At 62.2% G+C, this 18087-nt stretch carries 25 protein-coding genes; 2 read left to right on the plus strand and 23 right to left on the minus strand.

Annotated elements, in window-relative coordinates; genetic code table 11:
- Positions 1–135: 135 nt before the first annotated feature.
- From ACFFUC_RS06795 to ACFFUC_RS06825, 7 genes are all read right to left on the minus strand, one after another.
- Positions 136–813: a hypothetical protein gene (locus tag ACFFUC_RS06795; RefSeq protein WP_377684761.1), complete on the minus strand. Its 678-nt coding sequence runs from the start codon at positions 811–813 to the stop codon at positions 136–138.
- Positions 814–841: 28 nt separating this feature from the next.
- Positions 842–3736 carry a hypothetical protein gene (locus ACFFUC_RS06800; RefSeq protein ID WP_377684763.1) on the minus strand — a complete coding sequence of 965 codons (2895 nt, stop codon included), beginning with the start codon at positions 3734–3736 and terminating at the stop codon, positions 842–844.
- The gene (locus ACFFUC_RS06805) at positions 3736–3885 is read right to left on the minus strand and encodes a hypothetical protein (protein WP_377684764.1); all 150 of its coding nucleotides are present in this window, start codon (positions 3883–3885) and stop codon (positions 3736–3738) included. The genes ACFFUC_RS06800 and ACFFUC_RS06805 overlap by 1 nt, the downstream gene beginning before the upstream one ends.
- 14 nt (positions 3886–3899) lie before the next feature.
- Complete coding sequence (locus ACFFUC_RS06810) at positions 3900–4295, minus strand: gene transfer agent family protein (RefSeq protein ID WP_377684766.1); 396 nt, start codon at positions 4293–4295, stop codon at positions 3900–3902.
- Positions 4295–4738 (minus strand): phage tail tube protein, encoded by a 444-nt coding sequence (locus ACFFUC_RS06815; RefSeq protein ID WP_377684767.1) that lies wholly within the window; start codon positions 4736–4738, stop codon positions 4295–4297. Before ACFFUC_RS06815 ends, ACFFUC_RS06810 begins: the two co-directional genes overlap by 1 nt.
- A 63-nt stretch (positions 4739–4801) precedes the next feature.
- Positions 4802–4999: a hypothetical protein gene (locus ACFFUC_RS06820; RefSeq protein WP_377684769.1), complete on the minus strand. Its 198-nt coding sequence runs from the start codon at positions 4997–4999 to the stop codon at positions 4802–4804.
- Positions 4992–5438 (minus strand): HK97-gp10 family putative phage morphogenesis protein, encoded by a 447-nt coding sequence (locus ACFFUC_RS06825; RefSeq protein ID WP_377684770.1) that lies wholly within the window; start codon positions 5436–5438, stop codon positions 4992–4994. The genes ACFFUC_RS06820 and ACFFUC_RS06825 overlap by 8 nt, the downstream gene beginning before the upstream one ends.
- 57 nt (positions 5439–5495) lie before the next feature.
- On the opposite strand from ACFFUC_RS06825, the gene ACFFUC_RS06830 reads away from it, so the two are divergent.
- Complete coding sequence (locus ACFFUC_RS06830; RefSeq protein ID WP_377684771.1) at positions 5496–6629, plus strand: exonuclease domain-containing protein; 1134 nt, start codon at positions 5496–5498, stop codon at positions 6627–6629.
- A 57-nt stretch (positions 6630–6686) separates the two neighbouring features.
- On the opposite strand, the gene ACFFUC_RS06835 is transcribed toward ACFFUC_RS06830, so the two are convergent.
- The 16 genes from ACFFUC_RS06835 to ACFFUC_RS06910 all read right to left on the minus strand — a co-directional run bounded on the left by ACFFUC_RS06835 (position 6687) and on the right by ACFFUC_RS06910 (position 17602).
- A complete protein-coding gene (locus ACFFUC_RS06835; protein ID WP_377684773.1) occupies positions 6687–7064 on the minus strand; it encodes a DUF3168 domain-containing protein in 378 nt (125 codons plus the stop codon).
- Positions 7051–7389, minus strand: coding sequence for a phage head closure protein (locus ACFFUC_RS06840; protein ID WP_377684774.1), 339 nt, complete (start codon positions 7387–7389; stop codon positions 7051–7053). The genes ACFFUC_RS06835 and ACFFUC_RS06840 overlap by 14 nt, the downstream gene beginning before the upstream one ends.
- The gene (locus tag ACFFUC_RS06845; protein ID WP_377684776.1) at positions 7386–7892 is read right to left on the minus strand and encodes a head-tail connector protein; all 507 of its coding nucleotides are present in this window, start codon (positions 7890–7892) and stop codon (positions 7386–7388) included. The genes ACFFUC_RS06840 and ACFFUC_RS06845 overlap by 4 nt, the downstream gene beginning before the upstream one ends.
- Positions 7889–8110, minus strand: a complete 222-nt coding sequence (locus ACFFUC_RS06850; RefSeq protein WP_377684778.1) for a hypothetical protein — start codon at positions 8108–8110, stop codon at positions 7889–7891. The genes ACFFUC_RS06845 and ACFFUC_RS06850 overlap by 4 nt, the downstream gene beginning before the upstream one ends.
- A 64-nt stretch (positions 8111–8174) precedes the next feature.
- Complete coding sequence (locus ACFFUC_RS06855; protein WP_377684780.1) at positions 8175–9386, minus strand: phage major capsid protein; 1212 nt, start codon at positions 9384–9386, stop codon at positions 8175–8177.
- Between the two features lie 31 nt (positions 9387–9417).
- The gene (locus tag ACFFUC_RS06860; protein WP_377684781.1) at positions 9418–10089 is read right to left on the minus strand and encodes an HK97 family phage prohead protease; all 672 of its coding nucleotides are present in this window, start codon (positions 10087–10089) and stop codon (positions 9418–9420) included.
- 1 nt (position 10090) lies between these two features.
- Positions 10091–11368, minus strand: a complete 1278-nt coding sequence (locus tag ACFFUC_RS06865; protein WP_377684783.1) for a phage portal protein — start codon at positions 11366–11368, stop codon at positions 10091–10093.
- On the minus strand, positions 11299–13125 hold the full coding sequence (locus tag ACFFUC_RS06870; RefSeq protein ID WP_377684785.1) for a terminase large subunit: 1827 nt from the start codon (positions 13123–13125) through the stop codon (positions 11299–11301). Before ACFFUC_RS06870 ends, ACFFUC_RS06865 begins: the two co-directional genes overlap by 70 nt.
- Positions 13106–13579, minus strand: coding sequence for a P27 family phage terminase small subunit (locus tag ACFFUC_RS06875; RefSeq protein WP_377684787.1), 474 nt, complete (start codon positions 13577–13579; stop codon positions 13106–13108). Before ACFFUC_RS06875 ends, ACFFUC_RS06870 begins: the two co-directional genes overlap by 20 nt.
- A gap of 157 nt (positions 13580–13736) precedes the next feature.
- A complete protein-coding gene (locus tag ACFFUC_RS06880) occupies positions 13737–14084 on the minus strand; it encodes a hypothetical protein (protein ID WP_377684789.1) in 348 nt (115 codons plus the stop codon).
- A gap of 96 nt (positions 14085–14180) precedes the next feature.
- Positions 14181–14909 (minus strand): hypothetical protein, encoded by a 729-nt coding sequence (locus ACFFUC_RS06885; protein WP_377684790.1) that lies wholly within the window; start codon positions 14907–14909, stop codon positions 14181–14183.
- Positions 14902–15486: a hypothetical protein gene (locus tag ACFFUC_RS06890; protein WP_377684792.1), complete on the minus strand. Its 585-nt coding sequence runs from the start codon at positions 15484–15486 to the stop codon at positions 14902–14904. Before ACFFUC_RS06890 ends, ACFFUC_RS06885 begins: the two co-directional genes overlap by 8 nt.
- Positions 15487–15663: 177 nt before the next feature.
- Complete coding sequence (locus ACFFUC_RS06895) at positions 15664–16299, minus strand: hypothetical protein (RefSeq protein ID WP_377684794.1); 636 nt, start codon at positions 16297–16299, stop codon at positions 15664–15666.
- Complete coding sequence (locus ACFFUC_RS06900; RefSeq protein ID WP_377684795.1) at positions 16296–16592, minus strand: hypothetical protein; 297 nt, start codon at positions 16590–16592, stop codon at positions 16296–16298. Before ACFFUC_RS06900 ends, ACFFUC_RS06895 begins: the two co-directional genes overlap by 4 nt.
- A gap of 397 nt (positions 16593–16989) precedes the next feature.
- Positions 16990–17328, minus strand: a complete 339-nt coding sequence (locus tag ACFFUC_RS06905; protein WP_377684796.1) for a hypothetical protein — start codon at positions 17326–17328, stop codon at positions 16990–16992.
- Positions 17309–17602: a helix-turn-helix domain-containing protein gene (locus ACFFUC_RS06910; RefSeq protein ID WP_377684797.1), complete on the minus strand. Its 294-nt coding sequence runs from the start codon at positions 17600–17602 to the stop codon at positions 17309–17311. The genes ACFFUC_RS06905 and ACFFUC_RS06910 overlap by 20 nt, the downstream gene beginning before the upstream one ends.
- Before the next feature lie 54 nt (positions 17603–17656).
- Here ACFFUC_RS06910 and ACFFUC_RS06915 point away from each other — a divergent pair, with 54 nt between their 5' ends.
- A complete protein-coding gene (locus ACFFUC_RS06915; protein WP_377684799.1) occupies positions 17657–17995 on the plus strand; it encodes a helix-turn-helix domain-containing protein in 339 nt (112 codons plus the stop codon).
- Positions 17996–18087 lie beyond the last annotated feature (92 nt).

The following is an 18087-nucleotide window of genomic DNA, read 5'->3' on the forward strand; positions in this document are numbered from 1 at the left end:
ATCGCCCGCATCACGATCGAGGATCATCCCTACCGGGCCGACGCCCTCTCAAACCTCAGGCTCACGCTGCAATCCGCAACTGCAGAAGCGTTCCCGGCCAAAGCTTAGCGCCATCGCCTGCGCGGCGGATCACCCCTACCGATCGAAAGCTTCGACGAAATTGACGGTGACCTGCGCGCCCCATTTGAGGTTCTCGCGGACACGCCGCCCTTCGTCATCCGTCGCAAAGCGTCCGAAGAACTTGGGCGGGTTGGTCGTGAGCGCGTCATCGACCGCGATCGCACGGCGCAAAGGCGGCTCGAACTGCACCACACTGCCCGCGACCCCGACCGTGCGGTAAAGAAAGCCGCTGCGCGAAAACATGTCGCCGATCCGCAGGTTCGGGCGCACCGGATTGGTCAACCCGACCGAAACCGAGGTCGCGCCGACTGCGGCGGGTGCACTCGCGAGAAGCGGCTGCATCGCACCGGTCGAGCCGTCTGCATAGCCTGTCCCGTCCGAGAACCATGTCCCGTCATTATGAGGCCACTGAAGAGGCGCGACACGCGGGCCATAGCGATAGGGATCGCAGACGCAGAGGGCCGCGACATTCTGGCGCCCGCGCATGCGTGCGACCAGCGCCTCGAACAGACGCAAGCGATCCCCGTTGAAGGTCCGCGCGAAGGTGAGCGAGACCTCCCAGACCGCCGCGTTGACGCCGACGATCTGTTCGTGGCCCGCGAGTGATCTTCCGGCGCTTCGCGTGGTCCACTTCAGGAAGAAGTCGGTATCGCGGACGCCGAGATCACACGGCCAATCAATAATTTCCGGCATGTGGTCTCTCTATGTTGATGGCCTGTATTCAGCCCATCCGCTGACCGTGTTCCTTGTTGAACTGGAGCCACTGGGAGAAGGCTTGCTGATCGCGCTTATTGAGGCGGTCCTCGAGTTCCGCGATACGGTCCCGACTAAGATCGCCCTGCACAACGATACTGGTTTGCGGCGCAAAGGTCGTGCCGCCGCCACCGCGCGCGCCCCGCAGAGCGGCTTGCGCCTGCGGCACGTTGAGGATCGCCCCGCTCATCGACGGCACGAAGACCTCGCTGTTCGCAGTGTTCTCGTTGACCAGATAAGCCTGACCAGCGCGCACGCTGCCGCCGCCAGCGCGCGCGGGAAGGCCTGCGCCGCGCAGTGCGCCGGAAAGCGCGTCACCGCCGCCAAGCAGGCCGCCGAGAAGACCACCCAGTAGCCCTCCGCCTCCGCCGCCGCTCGCCCAAGGCCCCTCGTTGAAGAGGGCCGCCTGCAACGCGGCTTTGGCAAACATCTGGGCAACATTCGCCAGCACGTCGGCAAAGCTTTCGCCAGCGACGATGGAATCGATCAGGCCGGATTTGACCTGAGCCTGTGCATCCGCCATCAGCTTTTGCGCCTCGGCGGCCTTGCCCTCTGCAATCGCACGATCATTGGTTGCGATGATGTCGGCCCGCTTGACCTCTCCCAGCGCCTCGATCGCCTGGCGATAAGTCATGGTGCTGCCGGTCATCAGCGTATCGAGATCGACGTTTCGCCGCTTGGCATCCGCCATCAGCGTCATGACCGTCTTTTGCTTTTCAATCTCGGCCGTGACGTGGGCAATCGCCCGCGCCTCCGCCTCTGGCGAAAGACCCTGCGCCTTGATCTCACTGATCTGATTGGCTTGCTTGGCGGCGAGGCGAGAGGATTCCTGTTCCGTCAGTAAGTTCTGCGCCAGAGTTTCCCCGTATTTCTTGACCTGTTCGGCGAGACGCTCGCGGTCCTTAATCTGCTTGTCCAGTTCCTTCTGGATCTCTGGGTCGACCTGCTCAATCGACTGCTGACCCCATGCGCTCTGGATCACGGGCGCAGGAACATTTTTCAATCCGGCCCACACGCCGCGAATGCCTGCAACATCCCCCGGTTTGATCTGGCGGAGCAACTGCATGGCCAAGCGGTCCTGCATCTCTGGCGAAAACAGCTCGTCACCAGAGAGACCGAGGTCTTTGATCAGACCCTCCAAAGTGCTGCCGACAATCTGGTAGCGACCGAGGGCTGACGACCCTTTTCCGTCGCCGTAAAGGGCGCGGTTCTCTGGCGTGCGCATTGTGGATTGAAGCGCCAGAATCTCTTTCAAGGTCATGTTGACGAGATTGCGCGCGCCGCCAGTCCAGCGACCATTATCGAGCGTCGCATTATAGTCGCCACCACTCTCGCGCTGCGCGATGAGGTCGAGGATCCCCTTCTGCGCAGCCGCGCCGTCCTTGCCCCATTGCGTCAGGCTGCTGCCGGTCACGCTTTCGACCAGGCCGTCGAGGAAGCCGCCCGCACCGGATTTGATGCGCTTTTGCAGGGCGATGAACGCCTCATCGTTGGCGAGGGCAAGCGCTTTGGTCTTGGTGATTTCGTCATCAATCAGGTCGAGGCGCTCGCGCGCGAGGCGTGCAGTCTCGACCGCTTTCGCATTCACCGCCGTCGCGCCGGCGATAATTGCCTCTTTCAGCAAGCCCTCTGCTACCTTGCGGTCGTTGGACAGCTTGGCCATTTTCTCGGTGTCGGTCTGGTATTGGGAAACAACCCGATCCTGTTCGGTGCGCATTGCCTGCACCTGCGCCGTTGCCTGCTTGAAATAGGCGTCGACCTTGCCCCACAAGCCATCTTCGCCCCCGAACTTCGCGCCGACCTTGTCAACGCCTCCGGCGATCTCGATCATCGCAGCGTTCAATTCTTCTGCAGCCGCTACCGCCAAGGTCGCGTCAGTACCAGCGTCCATCGCCTTTTGCATTGCGACAGCCAGCCGCTCGGCATGCGACCTGCCGAGGCGATATGTGTCCATCAGCTCCTGGACTTTGCGGTTGGTGTCGCTGAGCGTTTTAACTTCGACGCCAGAGAATCCGCCAATCAGTGAGGGAAGCCAGCCCGCCTTGCGACTGTTGTCTCCAAGTTGTCCGCCGACACCGCCAATCGATTTCCCGAGATCGGCCAGAGCAGCCGAGGCAACGGCCTGCGAGATTGCTGCCTGCTGCTGATAGAACGCCTGCGCAGCCCCCGCTGCCTCGCCATAGCGCGCGCTGAGCACCGAGATCGGCGTTGCCGCGGCTTCCACGGCCGCCGTCATCAGATCTGTGGCCTCTGTCACCAGCTTGAGCTTGTCGTCGAACTGCGCTGAGACATCGCTGGCTTTCAGCAGCGCCGCACCGAGTGGAATGAGAATCGCGGTGGCAGCGCCAGCCACAGCACCCACCGCGCCAAATGCCCCGAGAAGCTGCGGCAGCTGCTGGCCGGCGGCTTGGGCAATCGACGTGCCCGCGCCAACCTGAACCGCGAAATCACCGATCTGCCAACCGAACTGCTGCATGGAGTTCCCGCCGCCCGCCAGCTTTCGGCCAGCAGTCTCACCGACCTCCCCCGCCTGCTTCAGCTGACGCGCAGCCCGCTCGACAGCAACAACATACTGCTGCTGGGTGATCGCGCCGCCCTTCATTGCACGGCTGAGCTCTTCCACCTGCTTTTCATAGCCTTTGGCGGCGCGATAGGCTGGGTCATATGCCCGAGCGAGCTTGTCCATTTCACGCTTATGCGCGTTCGCGGCTTGAGTGTTCGTGACCTTCCCTTGCGCATCAAGAAACGCCTTCTGAGCCTCTTCGCCGCGCTTCTTGTAGAAGGCGACGACTTTATTCGCTTCCTTGACGAGTTGCGCGTCAGAGAAGCCCGCCGATACGACAAGATCCGGATCTTCAGCCATCAGAAGCCCTCAATACCCATTTCCGCCAGTTCCGACTCGGACAGATCGCCGCCCGCGCCGCGCGTTTTCCAACCATTCGCCCTGCCGTATCCATCGACCCGAGCCGTGAACTCCCAGAGGCTGAGCTGCGCCATGTCGTTATGCGGCATGCCGATAGCCGCCGCTAAGCCGTGGAGGGCGCTGAACTTCCACTGTCCGTTTTTTCGCTGTTCACCGCCGGTGTCGGGGTCACCGGCCCAAGCTCCCCCACCGGATCATCCGGCGGGCCGTAGAGGGCGTGGCCAAGAATAGCCTGCGCGGGAACCTTGAACTCGATCAGGGGGTGGCGGTCGAACGCGCGGCTGACGACATCCTTTGCCCCTGCCGCATCCATGCCACCGCCCATCAGCCCGGCGCGGATGATCTCGAACGGTTCGGTCGCGGCCCATTGGCCGAGGTTGAGCTTATTGAGCAGAAACTCGGGCCCGCATCCGGTTGCACCCTGCAGCAATTCGAGCTGCGCGAGCGGCAGGCGGAAAGCATGCTCCCCGCCCGGCCATGCCAGAACCAGCGCCTCCATCAGGCTTTCGCCACGCGGGTCGGCGTGCCGTCGAACTGGATCTCGATCGCGGCGGTGACCTTCTGGCCCTTGGTACGCTGGTTAGTGAGCGTCGAAAGAAGGGCCGGACCCTGCTCATATTCGGTATCGCCCGCCGCGGCATTCAGGTGACCGACGCGGATCTGCTTCGGCGCGCCGGAATAGAACCAGTCAAGCATTTCGCCATGCGATTGCTGTGCCCAAACACCATCGGCCGAGACATTGACCTCGATTGTACGGATCGAGCGCTCGACATCGAGCGGCAGGCTTTCATCGTCGCAATCGCCCGGCACTTCGGTGCTGTCGAACTGCGCGGTACGGGTGATCGTCACGCCGACAAGGCCGCAAATCCGCGTCCAGGTCGTACCGTTTTCGCTGGTCTCGAGGACCATCTGCTCGAACTTTTCGGTAATCGGTTTTGCCATCTGTGGCGCTCCATGAAAAAGCCGCCCTCAAGGGGCGGCTGACTGGTGGGAAGGGCCTGAAACTCAGTCGCCCGATTTTCGGCCCTTGCCGGCCGTCTTTGCCGCGTTCGGCAAAACTTCTGTCGCGCGACCGGCCGCAACGGCGGCGTCGATCAGCTCGCGCGGGAAATACTGAGGTTCCGGCGAAGGCCGTACCGACCAGCCCGCATTGCGCTTGCGGCTGGTATAATGAAATTCACCGTGAAAAATCGCCTTAGCCATTGCGCCAAGCCTCCCTGATTGCCGCGCGAACGCGGTTGCGGATCTTCTTGCGGAAATCGGCGCGCTTCGCCTTCCATGCGGGGAAGAAGAACGGCCGAGCCGGAAGGCCGGTTTTCGTGCCGAATTCGTGAAAGCGGGCATAGAATGCATCGCGGTTACCGGCGTAGATCTTGATGCGCAGGGTGGCGTACTGGTCGCCCTTGGTTTTTCCGCTGCGGATTTCGTCGATCATGAATGAGCCTGCCGGCACCTCGCCCCATGTCCAGCCGACGGACCTGAGCAGGTCACCATCGCCCGGCTTAAAGTTGGACCGGATCAGGTTGCGCATGTATTCGCAGATCTCTTCGGCGCCTTCTTCCATTGCCAAACGAGCGGCATCAACAGCAACGGCAGGAATTTGCTTGAGTTTTGCGACGATGCGGGGGTTGAGTTCTGCCATTTTAGACTCCCAGAATCGACCGCGCCCCGCCTAGCATCAGGCAAAGAGGGGGATTCCATGTTTTCGTTCATTAAAACGCTGCTTGGGAAACGTGAGCGAGAGCCTTCCGCTCAAGAGATCATTGATGAAGCAAATGCCATTGTCGCCCGTTACCGCGAGAGGGATTTGGCCCTGATGCGGCAAGCAGGCTTCGACCTCACCGGCGAGGAGTTTGACAAGCTAAAAGGCAGCGACGACGAAGACGATGAAGGCCTGTCCGAAGAATTGGCCGAAGCATTCGTGTCGGCGATATTTGATCGGCGCAACGACCCTCTTTCCGCCGTGCCCGTTGGGACATTCGAGTTCATCGCGATCGACGTTGAAACCGCGACCAGAGATTCAGCAACCATCTGTCAGATTGGCATCGCCTGCGTCCAAGGCGACAACATACAAACCTTTGTCACATTGATTGACCCGCAAACCCCGGTCGAAAGTCGCAATTACGCCGTTCATCAGCTCGATGACGACGACCTGGCAGGCATGCCGACCTTCTCTGAGGCCATCACTGCGCTTCGCCCCCTCCTGGATCAACACTTGCTGGTCCAGCACAGCAATTTCGATCGGGTTGCCATTGCAGGCGCCTGCGATCGCAGCAACCTACCCCGACTAACCGCCATTTGGGGCGATAGCATCAATGCAGCCAAGCAGGCTTGGCCAGAGCTCAAATCCTCCGGTGGCTTCGGCCTACGCAACATTGCAGACACATTAGGGATCGAGTTCTCACACCACGACGCCGGAGAGGACGCGAGGGCCTGCGCGCAGACCGTAATTCTGGCGCGTCAAGCAACCGGCCTCACAGTCAAGGCTCTGGTAACCTCACCCCTGCCGAGGAGCCGGGCATCGGTTCCACCAGCGGTGTCCCGCGAGGCAAACCCTCTGGGCCCGCTCGCAGGTAGCTGTGCGGTTTTCACCGGCGCGCTAACGATCAGCCGGACACAAGCGGCCGACCTCGCCGCTGCTGCCGGGATACGCGTTACAACATCAGTCAGTAAGAAGGTCACCCTGCTTGTCGTCGGCGACCAAGATCTTTCCTTGCTGGCAGGGCACGAGAAAAGCTCGAAGCATCGAAAAGCCGAAGAGCTGGCTGCCGAAGGTCACGCCATCAGGATTATCGGCGAAGCAGAGTTTATCGCACTGGTATCTACCGACTAACCCTCAGGGCAGCACTGTTTCCGTGAATCGCGGCGAAGGCCCGGTCCGCAATACCATCTACCCCTCGACCTCGATCTCGACCTGCACCACTCCGTGAACACATCCCGACGGATCATCCATGACGCGAACCAGCGTGACGCGCGCGGGATGCGCCGTCACCGCGTCCTGATCCATCCAGCCGTTGAGCGCGGTCGAGACATCGTCCACGACATCCTCGGCTTCCCCCTTCCCGTCGGTGCACCAAACATCGATCTGAAGCGTGTAGCTGCGGGCCTCGATGCACTCGACGCTTTCATCGTTCCAGAAGCTCGGCCCGAGCGAGACATAGGGATAGACCTCGCTTTCGGTGGCCCTGTCATAGACACCGGTCAGCGCCGGAACCTCGGCCTCGAGGCGCGCGATAACCGCCTGACGGATCGCTCTACCTGCCCGCATTGCCACCACCCTCGACCAGCATCTCGAACAGGGCCCGATCCTGCGTCTCGCGCGGGTCCTCCTTGGCCTCATAAATCCGCCCGTCGATCACCACCCGCCATTCGGAGTTGACTGCGCGCGCCTGCGTCGAGGTGCGGAAGGTCACGATCGCGGGCGCCCGTGATTGCATCCGCGACGCCATGACACTTTCGCCACCTCGGAGCGGCTTGAGATTGACCCAAGCCGTAAATTCTTCGGGGTAGGTATGGATAACCTTACCGTCGGCATCTTTGGCTTTGTGCGGCCGCTGGAAGATGGCGCGCTTCGAGAGCATTCCGGCGGTCATAGTGCATACCATCGGATCGGGGCGATCAGGGCATCGACCGCCATCGGAAGGCTGGCCATAGACCGCTCCGAGACCGCCTCGCGGTTTTCGAACCAATGCCCGATCAGCAGCAGGGCTGCGACGCGCAGGCTCGGCAGCAATTCCTCCGGAAGCGCCGCCTTGAAGCTGACGATGGCCGGACCTGCAATCGTGACGCTGCTGCCGCGCGCATCGTGATGCAGCTCGACCGCGACCGGATCACCCGCGGCATCGCGCGCGCTGGCGGAGATTGCATCGGGCAGCGGCAAGCGATGACGACCCGCGCAAGCCAGGTCGATTTCCCAATCCTGCGCCATGATGCACCGGCCAAGCACGCCGCGATAGCCGTCGAGATAAGCCGTCGCGGCGTCGATATAGCCCTGCATCAGCGCGTTGCTGTCGTCACCATCAACCCGACAATGCGCCTTGGCATCCTCGAGCATGACCAGCTGATCGACCGGCGGGACGATGCGGCGCGGGATCATGCGTCGCTCTTGTTGTCACTGACAGGCGCGGCTTTGTTGTCCGGCTTTGCCGCCGTTTTCTCCTTGGATTTCGCGCCCGGCTTGGCCTGCGAATCATCCGCCGGCGACAAAATACCGGCGCGCACCAAATGCGCTACATCCGACGCCTCGGCCTCGCGCTTGTCACCCTTCCGAAAGAACCGGTCGCCATAATGCTCGCGATGAACATGGTATTTCATAACTTCCCCCTGAATAGAAAAGGGGCGGCCATAGCCACCCCCGGTTCGCTTGCGCAGTCAGCCCTTACGGGGTGACCGGCGGGGCGAGATCGCCGTAGACGAAGGCCTCCGGACGGTAGACCGCAAGCGCGATACGCTCTTCGGCCAGGATCGTCACAAGGTTCTTGGTGAAGTCGTCATTCTCGAAGCCGACCTCGACACGCGAATCCCACAGATCGAAGACCTCGGCACCCATCTGGAACGCACCGGTCAGGAACTTGCCCTGTGCAATCGCCACGGTTTCCACCACCGGCAAGCGCCAAAGGCTGGCAGAAGCATTGCCTTGCGGCTGGCCGATGATGTGGCGACCAACATCGTCCTTGACCAGCTCGATCGCAGCCCAATCGATCGGGTTGAGCACATGGCCCGTTGCGGGAAGCTCGGCGAGCACCGCCTGAAGCGCCGCGATGCGCAACGTGTCGATCACGGTCAGACCGGCCGTATCGATACCAGCGGGGACCGCATAGGCCGTGGCCTGCGGCACGATACCGTGCAGGTTCTGGCCGGTGCCGTCACCATGGAGAAGCTGGCCATCTTCCTTCAGCGCAAGGCCGAAGAGCAAGCGGTTGTCGATATGCGAGCGCAGCTGCGAGACGTCGCTGAGCGCCTGTTTCGACACCTTCATCCAATGCGCCATGACTTTGGCCGAGGTCGAGATCAACTCCAGCTGGATATCCGATTCCGGCTTCTTTGCCCCCTCGGCGACCGGAGCCGCATTGTTGGTGAAGCCCTTCTCGCGGATATATTCCAGCGCAGCCTGATCGATGCGGCCCTGCGTAATCAGATCGCGCACGACGAGACGGCGTTGGGGCAGCCCCTGAATGCCCGGAAGACGGGTGCGTTCGGTCGCGGCCCCCACCGAACCGGCTGCATCGGTCGTCGCGGTTGTGATCGTCGCCTTGATCGCGAGATCGGATTTGCCCTGCCGCGGGCGCCCATCGGCCCATCCCTTGAAGCCTTCGCTGTCGATGAACTGCTGGCCGAGCGAAGTCTCCGCTGCGTTCTCGCCCAGAGGCGCACGGGCCATTTTCTGCGCGATCTCGACGACTTGACCGCTCAGCTCGTTCATCTTGATCATAGCCGCATCGGCGTCAGCCTTGAGCTGTTCGCTCAGCTTCTCGCCGGATTTGGCCTTGCCGAGGGCATCCTCGGCAATGGCCTTGACGGCATCGATGGCGCGATCGTTCGCAGCCTTGAACTCGGCCGCCAATTGGTCGGCCGTTTTATCTCCCGACATGGGGAACCTCCGTAATGATGGAAATCGGGCGTTAGCCCACAAGCGCGCGCAGGAAAGCCTGCCCGCTCGCCGCTTTGTCAGGTTCCCCCTGACCTTTCAGGTGGAGGCGTGCGGCGCGCTCCGCCTGCGAGTTCGAGAAGTCGAAGGCCCCCTTCAACAGATGCTCGAACTCCCGCTCCGTCAGCCGGTCCCCGGCCCGCAGCTTTTCCAATATCTCTTGCGATCGACGCTCCGCTTTGACCCCGTCGACGGTTGCGTGCTCGTTGGCCCCGATGCTCACGATCGAGACCTCGTGCAGATCCAGCTTGGTCAAGGTCCAGATCCCGCGTTCTTCATCGACCTCATAGCCGCGGATCCGGTAGCCGATCGAAAGCCCGTCGATGTCGCCGGCCTTGAGAAGCTCGTAGGCCTCGCGCGCCCGCTGGACGCCCATGTTCAGCTGACCTTTGACCAGAAGGCCCTTTCCGTCCTCGCTGGCGGAGAGCCATTTCCCGATGGGCTCGCGCGCATCATGCTGCCAGAACATCTTGGGCATGGTTCCTTTGCCGGCATGGCCGGAAAGGCTGTCGGCGAAAGCACCTGGCGCGATGATGTCGCCGTAGCTGTCGGGCTCGCCACCAAAGGTGCTGGCATAGCCTTCGAACTGTCCTTTTTCCTCCAGCGCCTTGATGTCGAGCAGCGCCGCACCCTGTTTGACCTTCATGTCATTCCCCATTGATCAGCGCCTCCAGATCGGTGATCGGCACGTTTTGCTTCTGGATGCGGGGGACATCGCCACCAGCAACCGGCGGCAGATTTTCCTTGCCGCGCACCTCGTTGATCGTAAGCCATCCGTCCTTCAGCCCCGAGCCGTAGAACGATGCGCGGCCCGCACTGTCACCGCGCAACAGACCCTCGAGGTTGAACTCGACCTGAAGCCCTGCCTGACGTTCGGCCTCGCTCAGCAACTGTTTCGCCACCGCCTGCTCGATCCGCTTCAGCCGGCGGCGCAGGGTGAACTTCTGGAACAGCAGCACCTGCTGCTCGACCCCGGTCGGCCAGCTGGTCGTTGCCGAGCTGTGCTGGATCATCACGGGCGGCACCCCGAAGAAGCGGCAGATCTCCTCGATCGAGAAGCCCCGCGACTCGAGCATCTGGGCATCCTCGGGCGTGATCGTGATCGGCGCCCACTCGACCCCGCCTTCAGCAATGAACGGACGACCGGCATTGGCCGAACCCGCGAAGCGCTCGACCATTTCCGTTCGCGCAAGTTCGCGATTCTCTTTGGATAGCCAGTCCTTGAACTTGAGCACACCCGAGGGCTTCAGCCCGTTGCGAAACATTCCTGCCGCTGCCTCGTTCGCCGCGAGGGCGAGCGAGAAGGTCTGCCGCGCGAAAGCCAAGGTCGACATGCCGCCGAGCGGATCCCCACCAGGGCCACGAACATGAAACACATCGCCTTCGCCGCGATCAAAGCTTTGCCCCTTCTCGGACCAGCGATAGCCGAGGCTGCCATCGGCACGACGACGCACGGAAACCGCATCCGGCCGGATCGGAACAAGAGCGACAACAGCGCCGCCCAAACGCTCGATCCGCGCATAGGCATTGCCCCAGAGCTCGATGGAGGTCGTGATGAAGTCCCAAAAGTCGAGCGCAGTTTGATCCGCGTTCGGACTGTCATGCAGGACGCGATAGAGTGAATGATCGCGGCGCTTGCTGCGATCACCGCTCTTGGCGACGGCATAGACTTCGAACGGCAGGGACGAAATCGTCCCAGCCAACAAGCCGACGCACCCCCAAACGGCGGAAAGGCTGAGGCTCGAACTGGCGTTGACCGCCACACCTGCGCCGTCGGCGCGATCCATGGTCTGGTTGCGCAGATCCATCGGGCGCGCGCTGTCGCCGAATCTGCCGAACATCTTTCTCAGCACATTCATGCGTTCACCATACTCCGGAAATAATCGTCCTGTCGCTTCTGCTGTTCTTCCTTCGGCGAGCGGCAAAGCGCGACGCCGGTCGCCATGGCCAGCGAGACCATGCCGTCGATGCGGCCATAGGCGTTCGGCTTGTCGAACATCCGGTGTCCTGTCCGGTTCTCGGCGTAGACGACGCTGGCCGCCATGCTGTCGAGGAGCGGGTTGCGGTCGATCAGGAAGCGCTGCTCGTAGAGCCCCGCCTCCAGCTTGTTGATGCTGTCGGGCATCCACAGATAGATCTCCTGCTGGCCCTCCGGCAGCGACGTGTCCTTTTCGAGGATCCGCTTCTGGAAACCCTGAGGATGGATCTCGGCCGGGATCACCGCACCGATGTCGTTCAGGTTCTCCTGCAAGCGTTCGAGGCCGTATTGGTCGCAACCAATGCTGATCGGCGCGAACCTGGCATTGAGCGCGGCAATCGCATCCGCCAGCCAGGCATATTTAAGCCGGTCTCCCGGCACCGCCTCGAGGAAACCCTGCTGCTCCCATTCATCATAGGGCGTCTGGTCCCGTGCCGCGCGGTCGGCAAGCGTATCCTTGGGCGACCAGAACCATGTCTTTGCCACGAAACGCTCTGCATCGCGGGTGCCGTCGATCAGCCAGACCAGCGTCAACGCGGTGAAGTCGCGGGTCTGGCTGAGGTCGAGGCCACCAAAACAGGGATAGCCCCGCGCGATCATCTCGTCTTCATCGACATCCCCGACGCAGGCCACCCATGCCTCACGCCGGATCGCCGCCGTCTGGGCTTGCGTCCATTCGCAAAAGTGCAGCCGTGCGATCCCGTTGCGCTTGCCTGGCATCATCTTGGCCTGATTGACCTGCTCGGCCAGCCATTCCGCCGTGATCGTTGCCCCCAAAAGCGGGTTGGCCTTGATCCAGCAGCCGGGATCATTCTCCCAATCATCGCCCTCGTCGAGAGCGCAGACAAACGCGAAGGTCCGGTCATCGTTCTTGATGCCCGCCGCGACCTGTACCGCGTGCTGATGCTCCTCCCAGCAGATCGACTTGCGGTCTGATCCGCTATTGGTCGCCATGCAGAGCATCGGCTGCTCGCGGAACTTGAAGCCGCGCTCCAACATATCGATGGTGTCGCGGCTCGGGTGCTCGTGGACCTCGTCGCAGAGCGCCGCGTGCGGGCGCGGCCCCGACTGCCCGCCCGATTTGGCCTCGTTGGCGATCGGCTTGAAGAAGCGCTTGCCGCCGTCCTTGCCGCGATAGCTCAGCTGCCAGACCGGATCGATCCCGTGCCGGTCGATCTTGGAAGAGAGCCGCGGCGACTGGTCCACCATCGCGACCGCATCATTGAAGAGGATCCGTGCCTGATCCTTCTTGGCCGCTGCCGAATAGATCTCCGCGCGCGCCTCGCCGTCCCCTACCAGTAGAAAGAGCCCGATCCCTCCGAGCATCGGGCTCTTGCCGTTGCCCTTGCCCTCTTCATCGTAGAAGCGCCGGAAGCGGCGCAGGCCGGTCGCCTTGATCTTCCAACCGAAGAGCGAACCGACACGGAATGCCTGGCTCGGATGCAGCACGAAGGGCTTGCCCTCGAACTGGCCGCCATTCAGCCGCAAGTTGCGGGCGAACCATGCGATCACATGCTTGGCGGCTGCCAGATCCCACAACAACCCGCGCGCCGGCCCTTCGCGCAGATCGCGCAGGTGGCGCGCCGCCGCATTGCGGACATGCGGACCGGCCACGATCTCGCCCGCGACCACATCCTCCGCCCATGCCGTGATCGGATCGCGCTGATAGCGGACCGTGTCGCGGTCAGGTGAAGTCGTCGTCATGGTCCGGGAACCTGAAGCCGAGCTGTCCCGCCCCGCCGAGTGAACGCTCGGCTGCGGGCGTCATGCCGAAGTCGCTGGCCAGGGTGCGGATCTGGCGCCAGGTCTCGTTGAGCTGCGCGACTTCGGGACGCGTTTTGATCTGATCGCCGTTGCGGGTTTTGGCGGTATAAGTCTCTCCCAGTTCCGCGAGCAGCAGCTGATAATCCTCATAGCGCACCACCGACCGGCAGAGCTGGACAAACATGAAGATGCTGACCTCGTTGAGGCGATCCTTCGTCGGATGGCACAGTGGCGGCGCGAGCCGGTCATAGACCCAGCGCTCTTTGTCGAGCAGCCCTTCGGGGCGCAGTTGCGCGGCGCGGGCAATGGCGCGGGCCTGCTGATTGTGGCCGCCGTCCCCGTCTTCCTTCATCGGAACGACAACAGACTCGGCAGGCTTGCGTCCCCTTGCCATAACCTCTTCCTAACCTTGGGCTTTTTGTATCCAATTTCGACTTTGCGCAGAGAAAGGGTGGACGCCGGTCCCCAGCCCGAAAGCCCGGAACTTTGCCCTCCCCCCCCTCTCTATCGGCCAAAATGCGGTGTTTTCGCCTCAAATCGGGCGAAACCACCTATCGGTTCGCCGGATGCTGCGGATCGAGCGGCCAGCCGTCCAACCCGCGCGCATTGGAGAAGCCGCGAACCTCTTCGCGCTGCTTGACGATATCATGATGGTCCGGGCAGAGAGTCTGCCAGTTCGACTGGTCCCAGAAGAGGACCAGATCACCGCGATGCGGAATGACGTGATCAACGGCGAGGAACCGCCGCTTCTTCCGCGGCTGCCATGCACCTGCAACGGTCAGGGATCCGTCATTGAGGATGCCGCGCAGCTGGCACATCCGGCAGAGCGGCTCTTGCCGCAGATGCGCAAGGCGCGCTGCCTTCCACCGCGCGGTCTTGTAAAGACTGTGACGCGACATGGCTGATCCTGAAACGCACGGCGCCCGCGAGGGAGGTTCCCTGCGGGCGCACGTGTAGATGATAGAAAGATTGATAGGGCGGTGTGGGTTAAGCAGTCAAGATCTTTTGTGCGAGGGCTGACAGTCATAGCCTTGCATCCGTGACAGGATGCCCGCCAGTGTGACGACCAACTCCTGTACCCGCCTGCCGTCGCAAGCCCAGCCATGCCGCTCCAGCACGTCACGGAACGAGCGCCCGTGCAGGCAAATATCATCGACCAGCACACGGTCATGAATGATACGCGCGCCCGCGCCGCCTCGCGCGGATGGCCGCACCCGCCGCACCGCCATTGCAACACCACTTCCGATCCGGCGGCGCAGAAGCTCGATTACCCTGCCCTCTTCGATGAAGGCGTCGATGAATTCTCCACCCGCGCTCGGCCCGCAGCCGCGACCGGCCTCGAGGCCGGCGCAACGCATCCCGCCGGCATCATGGCGCTCGACCAGGTCGCGATAGAGCCTGCCGACCTGAACCTGTCCAACCGTGAACGGCGGTGCGGCCTTCCGCTTTGCGGCCCGACGCGCCAGATCGTCGAAGATGTCCGCCGCGCGTACCGCGTTGAACCCGCGCCAGCCCATCTCTTCGACCTTCCAGCCGGTGGCATCCTTGGCATCCGGCACCATGCGCCGCGGCGTCACCACGACCTGCGGCCCGCGCGCCGGCGCGATCGGGATCAACGGGCCGCAACCCTCGATCGGCGTGGCCCGTGCGATCACCGCATCAAGGCGGGCCCGTTCGTCATGCGCCCGCGCCGCAGCCTTGTCCCGATAGGCCCCGTTATCCATGTTGCTGCCTCTTTTCTGCCTGCATTTCCAAAACGGCCGCCAAGTCGCGCTCGCGCGCTGCAAGCCACCGAATATCGCGGTCGCTAGCCTGACCCGCTGCAACCCGCTCGCGCACGCGGATCGCCGTTTCCTCATTCTCAGCTGCTTCTTTGCGCAACAGCTTTTCCTTCCATCCACCGTCCTGAAACGGCGGCGGGCCGTGGTGCAGCACCTCGTGATACATCTCGACCGCCCAACCCTCGGCGACGGCGCGCCGCCCGAGGGCAGACACCATCATGCTGCGCGGATAGGGCGAGACCTCCGGCGGCGGCGGTGCCATGCGCATCGCCACCTGCCGGATATGGAATTCGGTCGGCCATTCGCCCGAGACCGACATCACCACGATCTGGTTGAGCAATCCCGACAGCTGATCGTCATCGAGATAGCCGAGCCAGCTCCGCAGCCGCGCGACCATTTTCTCATGCGCCTCGGCCCCGAGCCGACGCCCGTCTTTGTCCTTGCCCCGCTTCAACCCCGCCAGAGGTTCCAGCAGCAAGGCGTCAACGCGCCCTTCCCGTTCTGATCTGGTCCCCTCCATCACCATCCCCGTTTTCTCAGCCCTTCCGACTTATCCACAGGCGTTCCCGCTGCCGTGTCGCGGGATTGGCCTTTGTCTTTCTCTTTTCATTTTCTTTGTCTCTGTCCCTGTCGTGCCGGACAGTCCGAGAGTGTCCGAGACTGTCTTGAACTGTCCTTCGGACAAAGTTGGACAGTGTCAGACAGAGCGTCCGGCACTCCGGGACAAAGAAAAGCTATGGTTCATCCACGCGCCCATGCCGCGCTCGACCCAAGTCGCCGAACGGTATTCGCAGCCCTCATGGACCATCCATTCGTCGATCCAGCGCACCGCCGCATCATTGGCGCCGATGTCTTTGTTGTAGGCGGTCAGGGTGATGCGCAGGCGCTGGATCCGCTTGGCGACATTGGCGGCGTCGTTCTTGGCACGGTTATCCTCGCGGCGCGCGATAGCCTCTTGCAGCGTGCGCAGCACCATCGGATGCGCGAGGCGGATTTCCTCGCCGCAACGCACCAGATGCCATTTGTGCAGCGGCCCGAACTCGAGGCGGCATAACTGCGAGAAATGACCGGCATCGACCATCAAGAGCTTGGCAAGCAGCTCGTGATCATTTGGCAAGGTGCCCACCGGTGCCTGATCATAGGAGATGTTGATCAGATCGAAGAACAGCGCGCGGCATTCCGGCGTGCCTCGCAGGCGCATATCGGAGTTGAGCCAGCGCCGCCGCTCCCAAGGTACGAAATAATGGCTATCGAGCCGATCCTCGACCGTAAGCGGATAGTCCGGCAGATCGTCGATCGGCACCGGCTGGAGAGTGCGTGTCTGAGCGCTCATGCCGCACCTGCCTTGGCCTTGCGGCCATCGGCCTGAATAACGCGCGCCATGATCCGTTCGACCTCACCGTTTTTGAGCCATGCCCAAGCCGTGCTGCGATGGACCTGCATCACGGCAGCAAATGCTGCTAGGCTGTCCCAACTGCGTGCCCCGAAAGTGATGCGCCGCATGGTGGCCCGTGGGTCCCAATTGCTGATACGTCCGCAGCCGAGTCGGTCGAGGTTACCGTGCCGGTCGAGATGGGCCATTACCGTCGATGCACTCACGCCGGCCGCCCGTGCTACAGCGCGCATGCCGCGATACTCCTTGTCGCGCCAAACATAGACACCAGCTCGCGGGCCGGGAGCAGCGCGCGGCCCTGATGTAGGTCCGGATGTCTGGCATTGAGCCGAGGAAACGGGCGTATTCATCGCCATCACCTGTCCCTTGCGCATTCGCGCTGTTTCTAAAAATGCGGGGCGATCGAGCAGCGACCGCCCCGCAGAGTCACCGCGCCGCCTAGCAGGAGGAGGATGCGGCGGGTGAATGGTTGCCCCGACGGCTTTCAGCCGCCTCTCGGATGGGCAAGCCGCAGGTTCCGGGGACCGCGATGATTTGATCGCCACCAGGGCGGCGCGTCCCCGGCAAGGTTTCAGCCAGGCGTTGCCGCCCCGCATTCTCCCCGCCCGGTGGACCCTGAAAACCGGACATTCATTTGCCCCACATCACTGCGGCATAATTCGGCAAGGACTGCGCCGCGAAATCGACCACATCGCCTGTCGGGGTGCACAGACCATCGAACCAGTTGCATGACGTCTGGAACGTGACGCCGAAGTGAACTGCGCAAAGCTCACGCGACCCGAAGTTCGAGATCAGCAACATGGACCAGCGACGGCGGAAATCTTCGGGCTCGAGTCGGCCAACAGCACCATGATTGCGGCGCCGATCAGTAACCGACCGCCCCCTGCCGTCAAAGGGATTGAGGCGAGACGTTTGAGCCCGAGGGATGCGAAGATGCACAAACTCGCTTTTAAGAAGAGATTGTTTCATGGGGATGCTCTTGGGTTGGGGCCGCAGGTGCGGCGGGGGAAGATAGTGAGGTGACCCAAACCTCGAAGCCGACAGCTCCATCAGTTTCGCGTTTAATTGCAGCCGCGAGCTCGACACTTGGCTTTGCTGCGCCCGTCACCAGTCGCGACACAGTTGCCTGTGTCACACCCAGTCGAGCAGCCAAATCTTTCTGGCGTACATGGTTAGTTTGAATGTAATCGCGGAGGGTCAACATGTCCCATAAATACGTGTCAGGTATATACGGGTCAAGCATAAATATTCACCACCCGTATTCGACTGCGCGGCGGACATGTTGAATGATATGCGGATGAACAATATCGCGCGCATCAGAAAGGCCAGGGGCCTCCGCCAAGGCGATCTGGCTGAGATGGTTGGCATCAGCCAGCCGCATATTTCACGGATAGAAGGGGGTGACGAAGGCCCCCCTCTGTCGCTTTTCCGTACGATTGCAGACGCCCTTAACGTGCCGCTCGCAGCTCTTTTCTCTGACGCAAGGTCGCATATCGAGCAGGCTGTACTAGACGCCTTTCGCAGCCTTCCAGAGAATCGTCAGGCGGGCTGGGTTGAGATGGCGCGCCTTGTACAAGCTGAAGCTCAAGCAGCAAATCAAGCAAGCGATCCAGATCGTCACGCGAAAGAGAAGTAAGAATTTCACTAAACTCACGGTCTGCTTCACTCGACATTACCTTCTCCACCACACTACGCGCCCGCCCATAATGGAAACATTGCATGAACATG

Source organism: Paracoccus cavernae (genome assembly GCF_042430175.1).
In the GTDB taxonomy this organism is placed as follows: domain Bacteria; phylum Pseudomonadota; class Alphaproteobacteria; order Rhodobacterales; family Rhodobacteraceae; genus Paracoccus; species Paracoccus cavernae.

What these genes read in the sequence shown, in the direction of transcription:
- ACFFUC_RS06795 (WP_377684761.1), bottom strand. Translation starts at nt 813, where the DNA reads ATGCCGGAAATTATTGATTGGCCGTGTGATCTCGGCGTCCGCGATACC.
- ACFFUC_RS06800 (WP_377684763.1), bottom strand. Translation starts at nt 3,736, where the DNA reads ATGGCTGAAGATCCGGATCTTGTCGTATCGGCGGGCTTCTCTGACGCG.
- ACFFUC_RS06805 (WP_377684764.1), bottom strand. Translation starts at nt 3,885, where the DNA reads ATGCCGCATAACGACATGGCGCAGCTCAGCCTCTGGGAGTTCACGGCT.
- ACFFUC_RS06810 (WP_377684766.1), bottom strand. Translation starts at nt 4,295, where the DNA reads ATGGAGGCGCTGGTTCTGGCATGGCCGGGCGGGGAGCATGCTTTCCGC.
- ACFFUC_RS06815 (WP_377684767.1), bottom strand. Translation starts at nt 4,738, where the DNA reads ATGGCAAAACCGATTACCGAAAAGTTCGAGCAGATGGTCCTCGAGACC.
- ACFFUC_RS06820 (WP_377684769.1), bottom strand. Translation starts at nt 4,999, where the DNA reads ATGGCTAAGGCGATTTTTCACGGTGAATTTCATTATACCAGCCGCAAG.
- ACFFUC_RS06825 (WP_377684770.1), bottom strand. Translation starts at nt 5,438, where the DNA reads ATGGCAGAACTCAACCCCCGCATCGTCGCAAAACTCAAGCAAATTCCT.
- ACFFUC_RS06830 (WP_377684771.1), top strand. Translation starts at nt 5,496, where the DNA reads ATGTTTTCGTTCATTAAAACGCTGCTTGGGAAACGTGAGCGAGAGCCT.
- ACFFUC_RS06835 (WP_377684773.1), bottom strand. Translation starts at nt 7,064, where the DNA reads ATGCGGGCAGGTAGAGCGATCCGTCAGGCGGTTATCGCGCGCCTCGAG.
- ACFFUC_RS06840 (WP_377684774.1), bottom strand. Translation starts at nt 7,389, where the DNA reads ATGACCGCCGGAATGCTCTCGAAGCGCGCCATCTTCCAGCGGCCGCAC.
- ACFFUC_RS06845 (WP_377684776.1), bottom strand. Translation starts at nt 7,892, where the DNA reads ATGATCCCGCGCCGCATCGTCCCGCCGGTCGATCAGCTGGTCATGCTC.
- ACFFUC_RS06850 (WP_377684778.1), bottom strand. Translation starts at nt 8,110, where the DNA reads ATGAAATACCATGTTCATCGCGAGCATTATGGCGACCGGTTCTTTCGG.
- ACFFUC_RS06855 (WP_377684780.1), bottom strand. Translation starts at nt 9,386, where the DNA reads ATGTCGGGAGATAAAACGGCCGACCAATTGGCGGCCGAGTTCAAGGCT.
- ACFFUC_RS06860 (WP_377684781.1), bottom strand. Translation starts at nt 10,089, where the DNA reads ATGAAGGTCAAACAGGGTGCGGCGCTGCTCGACATCAAGGCGCTGGAG.
- ACFFUC_RS06870 (WP_377684785.1), bottom strand. Translation starts at nt 13,125, where the DNA reads ATGACGACGACTTCACCTGACCGCGACACGGTCCGCTATCAGCGCGAT.
- ACFFUC_RS06875 (WP_377684787.1), bottom strand. Translation starts at nt 13,579, where the DNA reads ATGGCAAGGGGACGCAAGCCTGCCGAGTCTGTTGTCGTTCCGATGAAG.
- ACFFUC_RS06880 (WP_377684789.1), bottom strand. Translation starts at nt 14,084, where the DNA reads ATGTCGCGTCACAGTCTTTACAAGACCGCGCGGTGGAAGGCAGCGCGC.
- ACFFUC_RS06885 (WP_377684790.1), bottom strand. Translation starts at nt 14,909, where the DNA reads ATGGATAACGGGGCCTATCGGGACAAGGCTGCGGCGCGGGCGCATGAC.
- ACFFUC_RS06890 (WP_377684792.1), bottom strand. Translation starts at nt 15,486, where the DNA reads ATGGAGGGGACCAGATCAGAACGGGAAGGGCGCGTTGACGCCTTGCTG.
- ACFFUC_RS06895 (WP_377684794.1), bottom strand. Translation starts at nt 16,299, where the DNA reads ATGAGCGCTCAGACACGCACTCTCCAGCCGGTGCCGATCGACGATCTG.
- ACFFUC_RS06900 (WP_377684795.1), bottom strand. Translation starts at nt 16,592, where the DNA reads ATGCGCGCTGTAGCACGGGCGGCCGGCGTGAGTGCATCGACGGTAATG.
- ACFFUC_RS06905 (WP_377684796.1), bottom strand. Translation starts at nt 17,328, where the DNA reads ATGAAACAATCTCTTCTTAAAAGCGAGTTTGTGCATCTTCGCATCCCT.
- ACFFUC_RS06910 (WP_377684797.1), bottom strand. Translation starts at nt 17,602, where the DNA reads ATGCTTGACCCGTATATACCTGACACGTATTTATGGGACATGTTGACC.
- ACFFUC_RS06915 (WP_377684799.1), top strand. Translation starts at nt 17,657, where the DNA reads ATGAACAATATCGCGCGCATCAGAAAGGCCAGGGGCCTCCGCCAAGGC.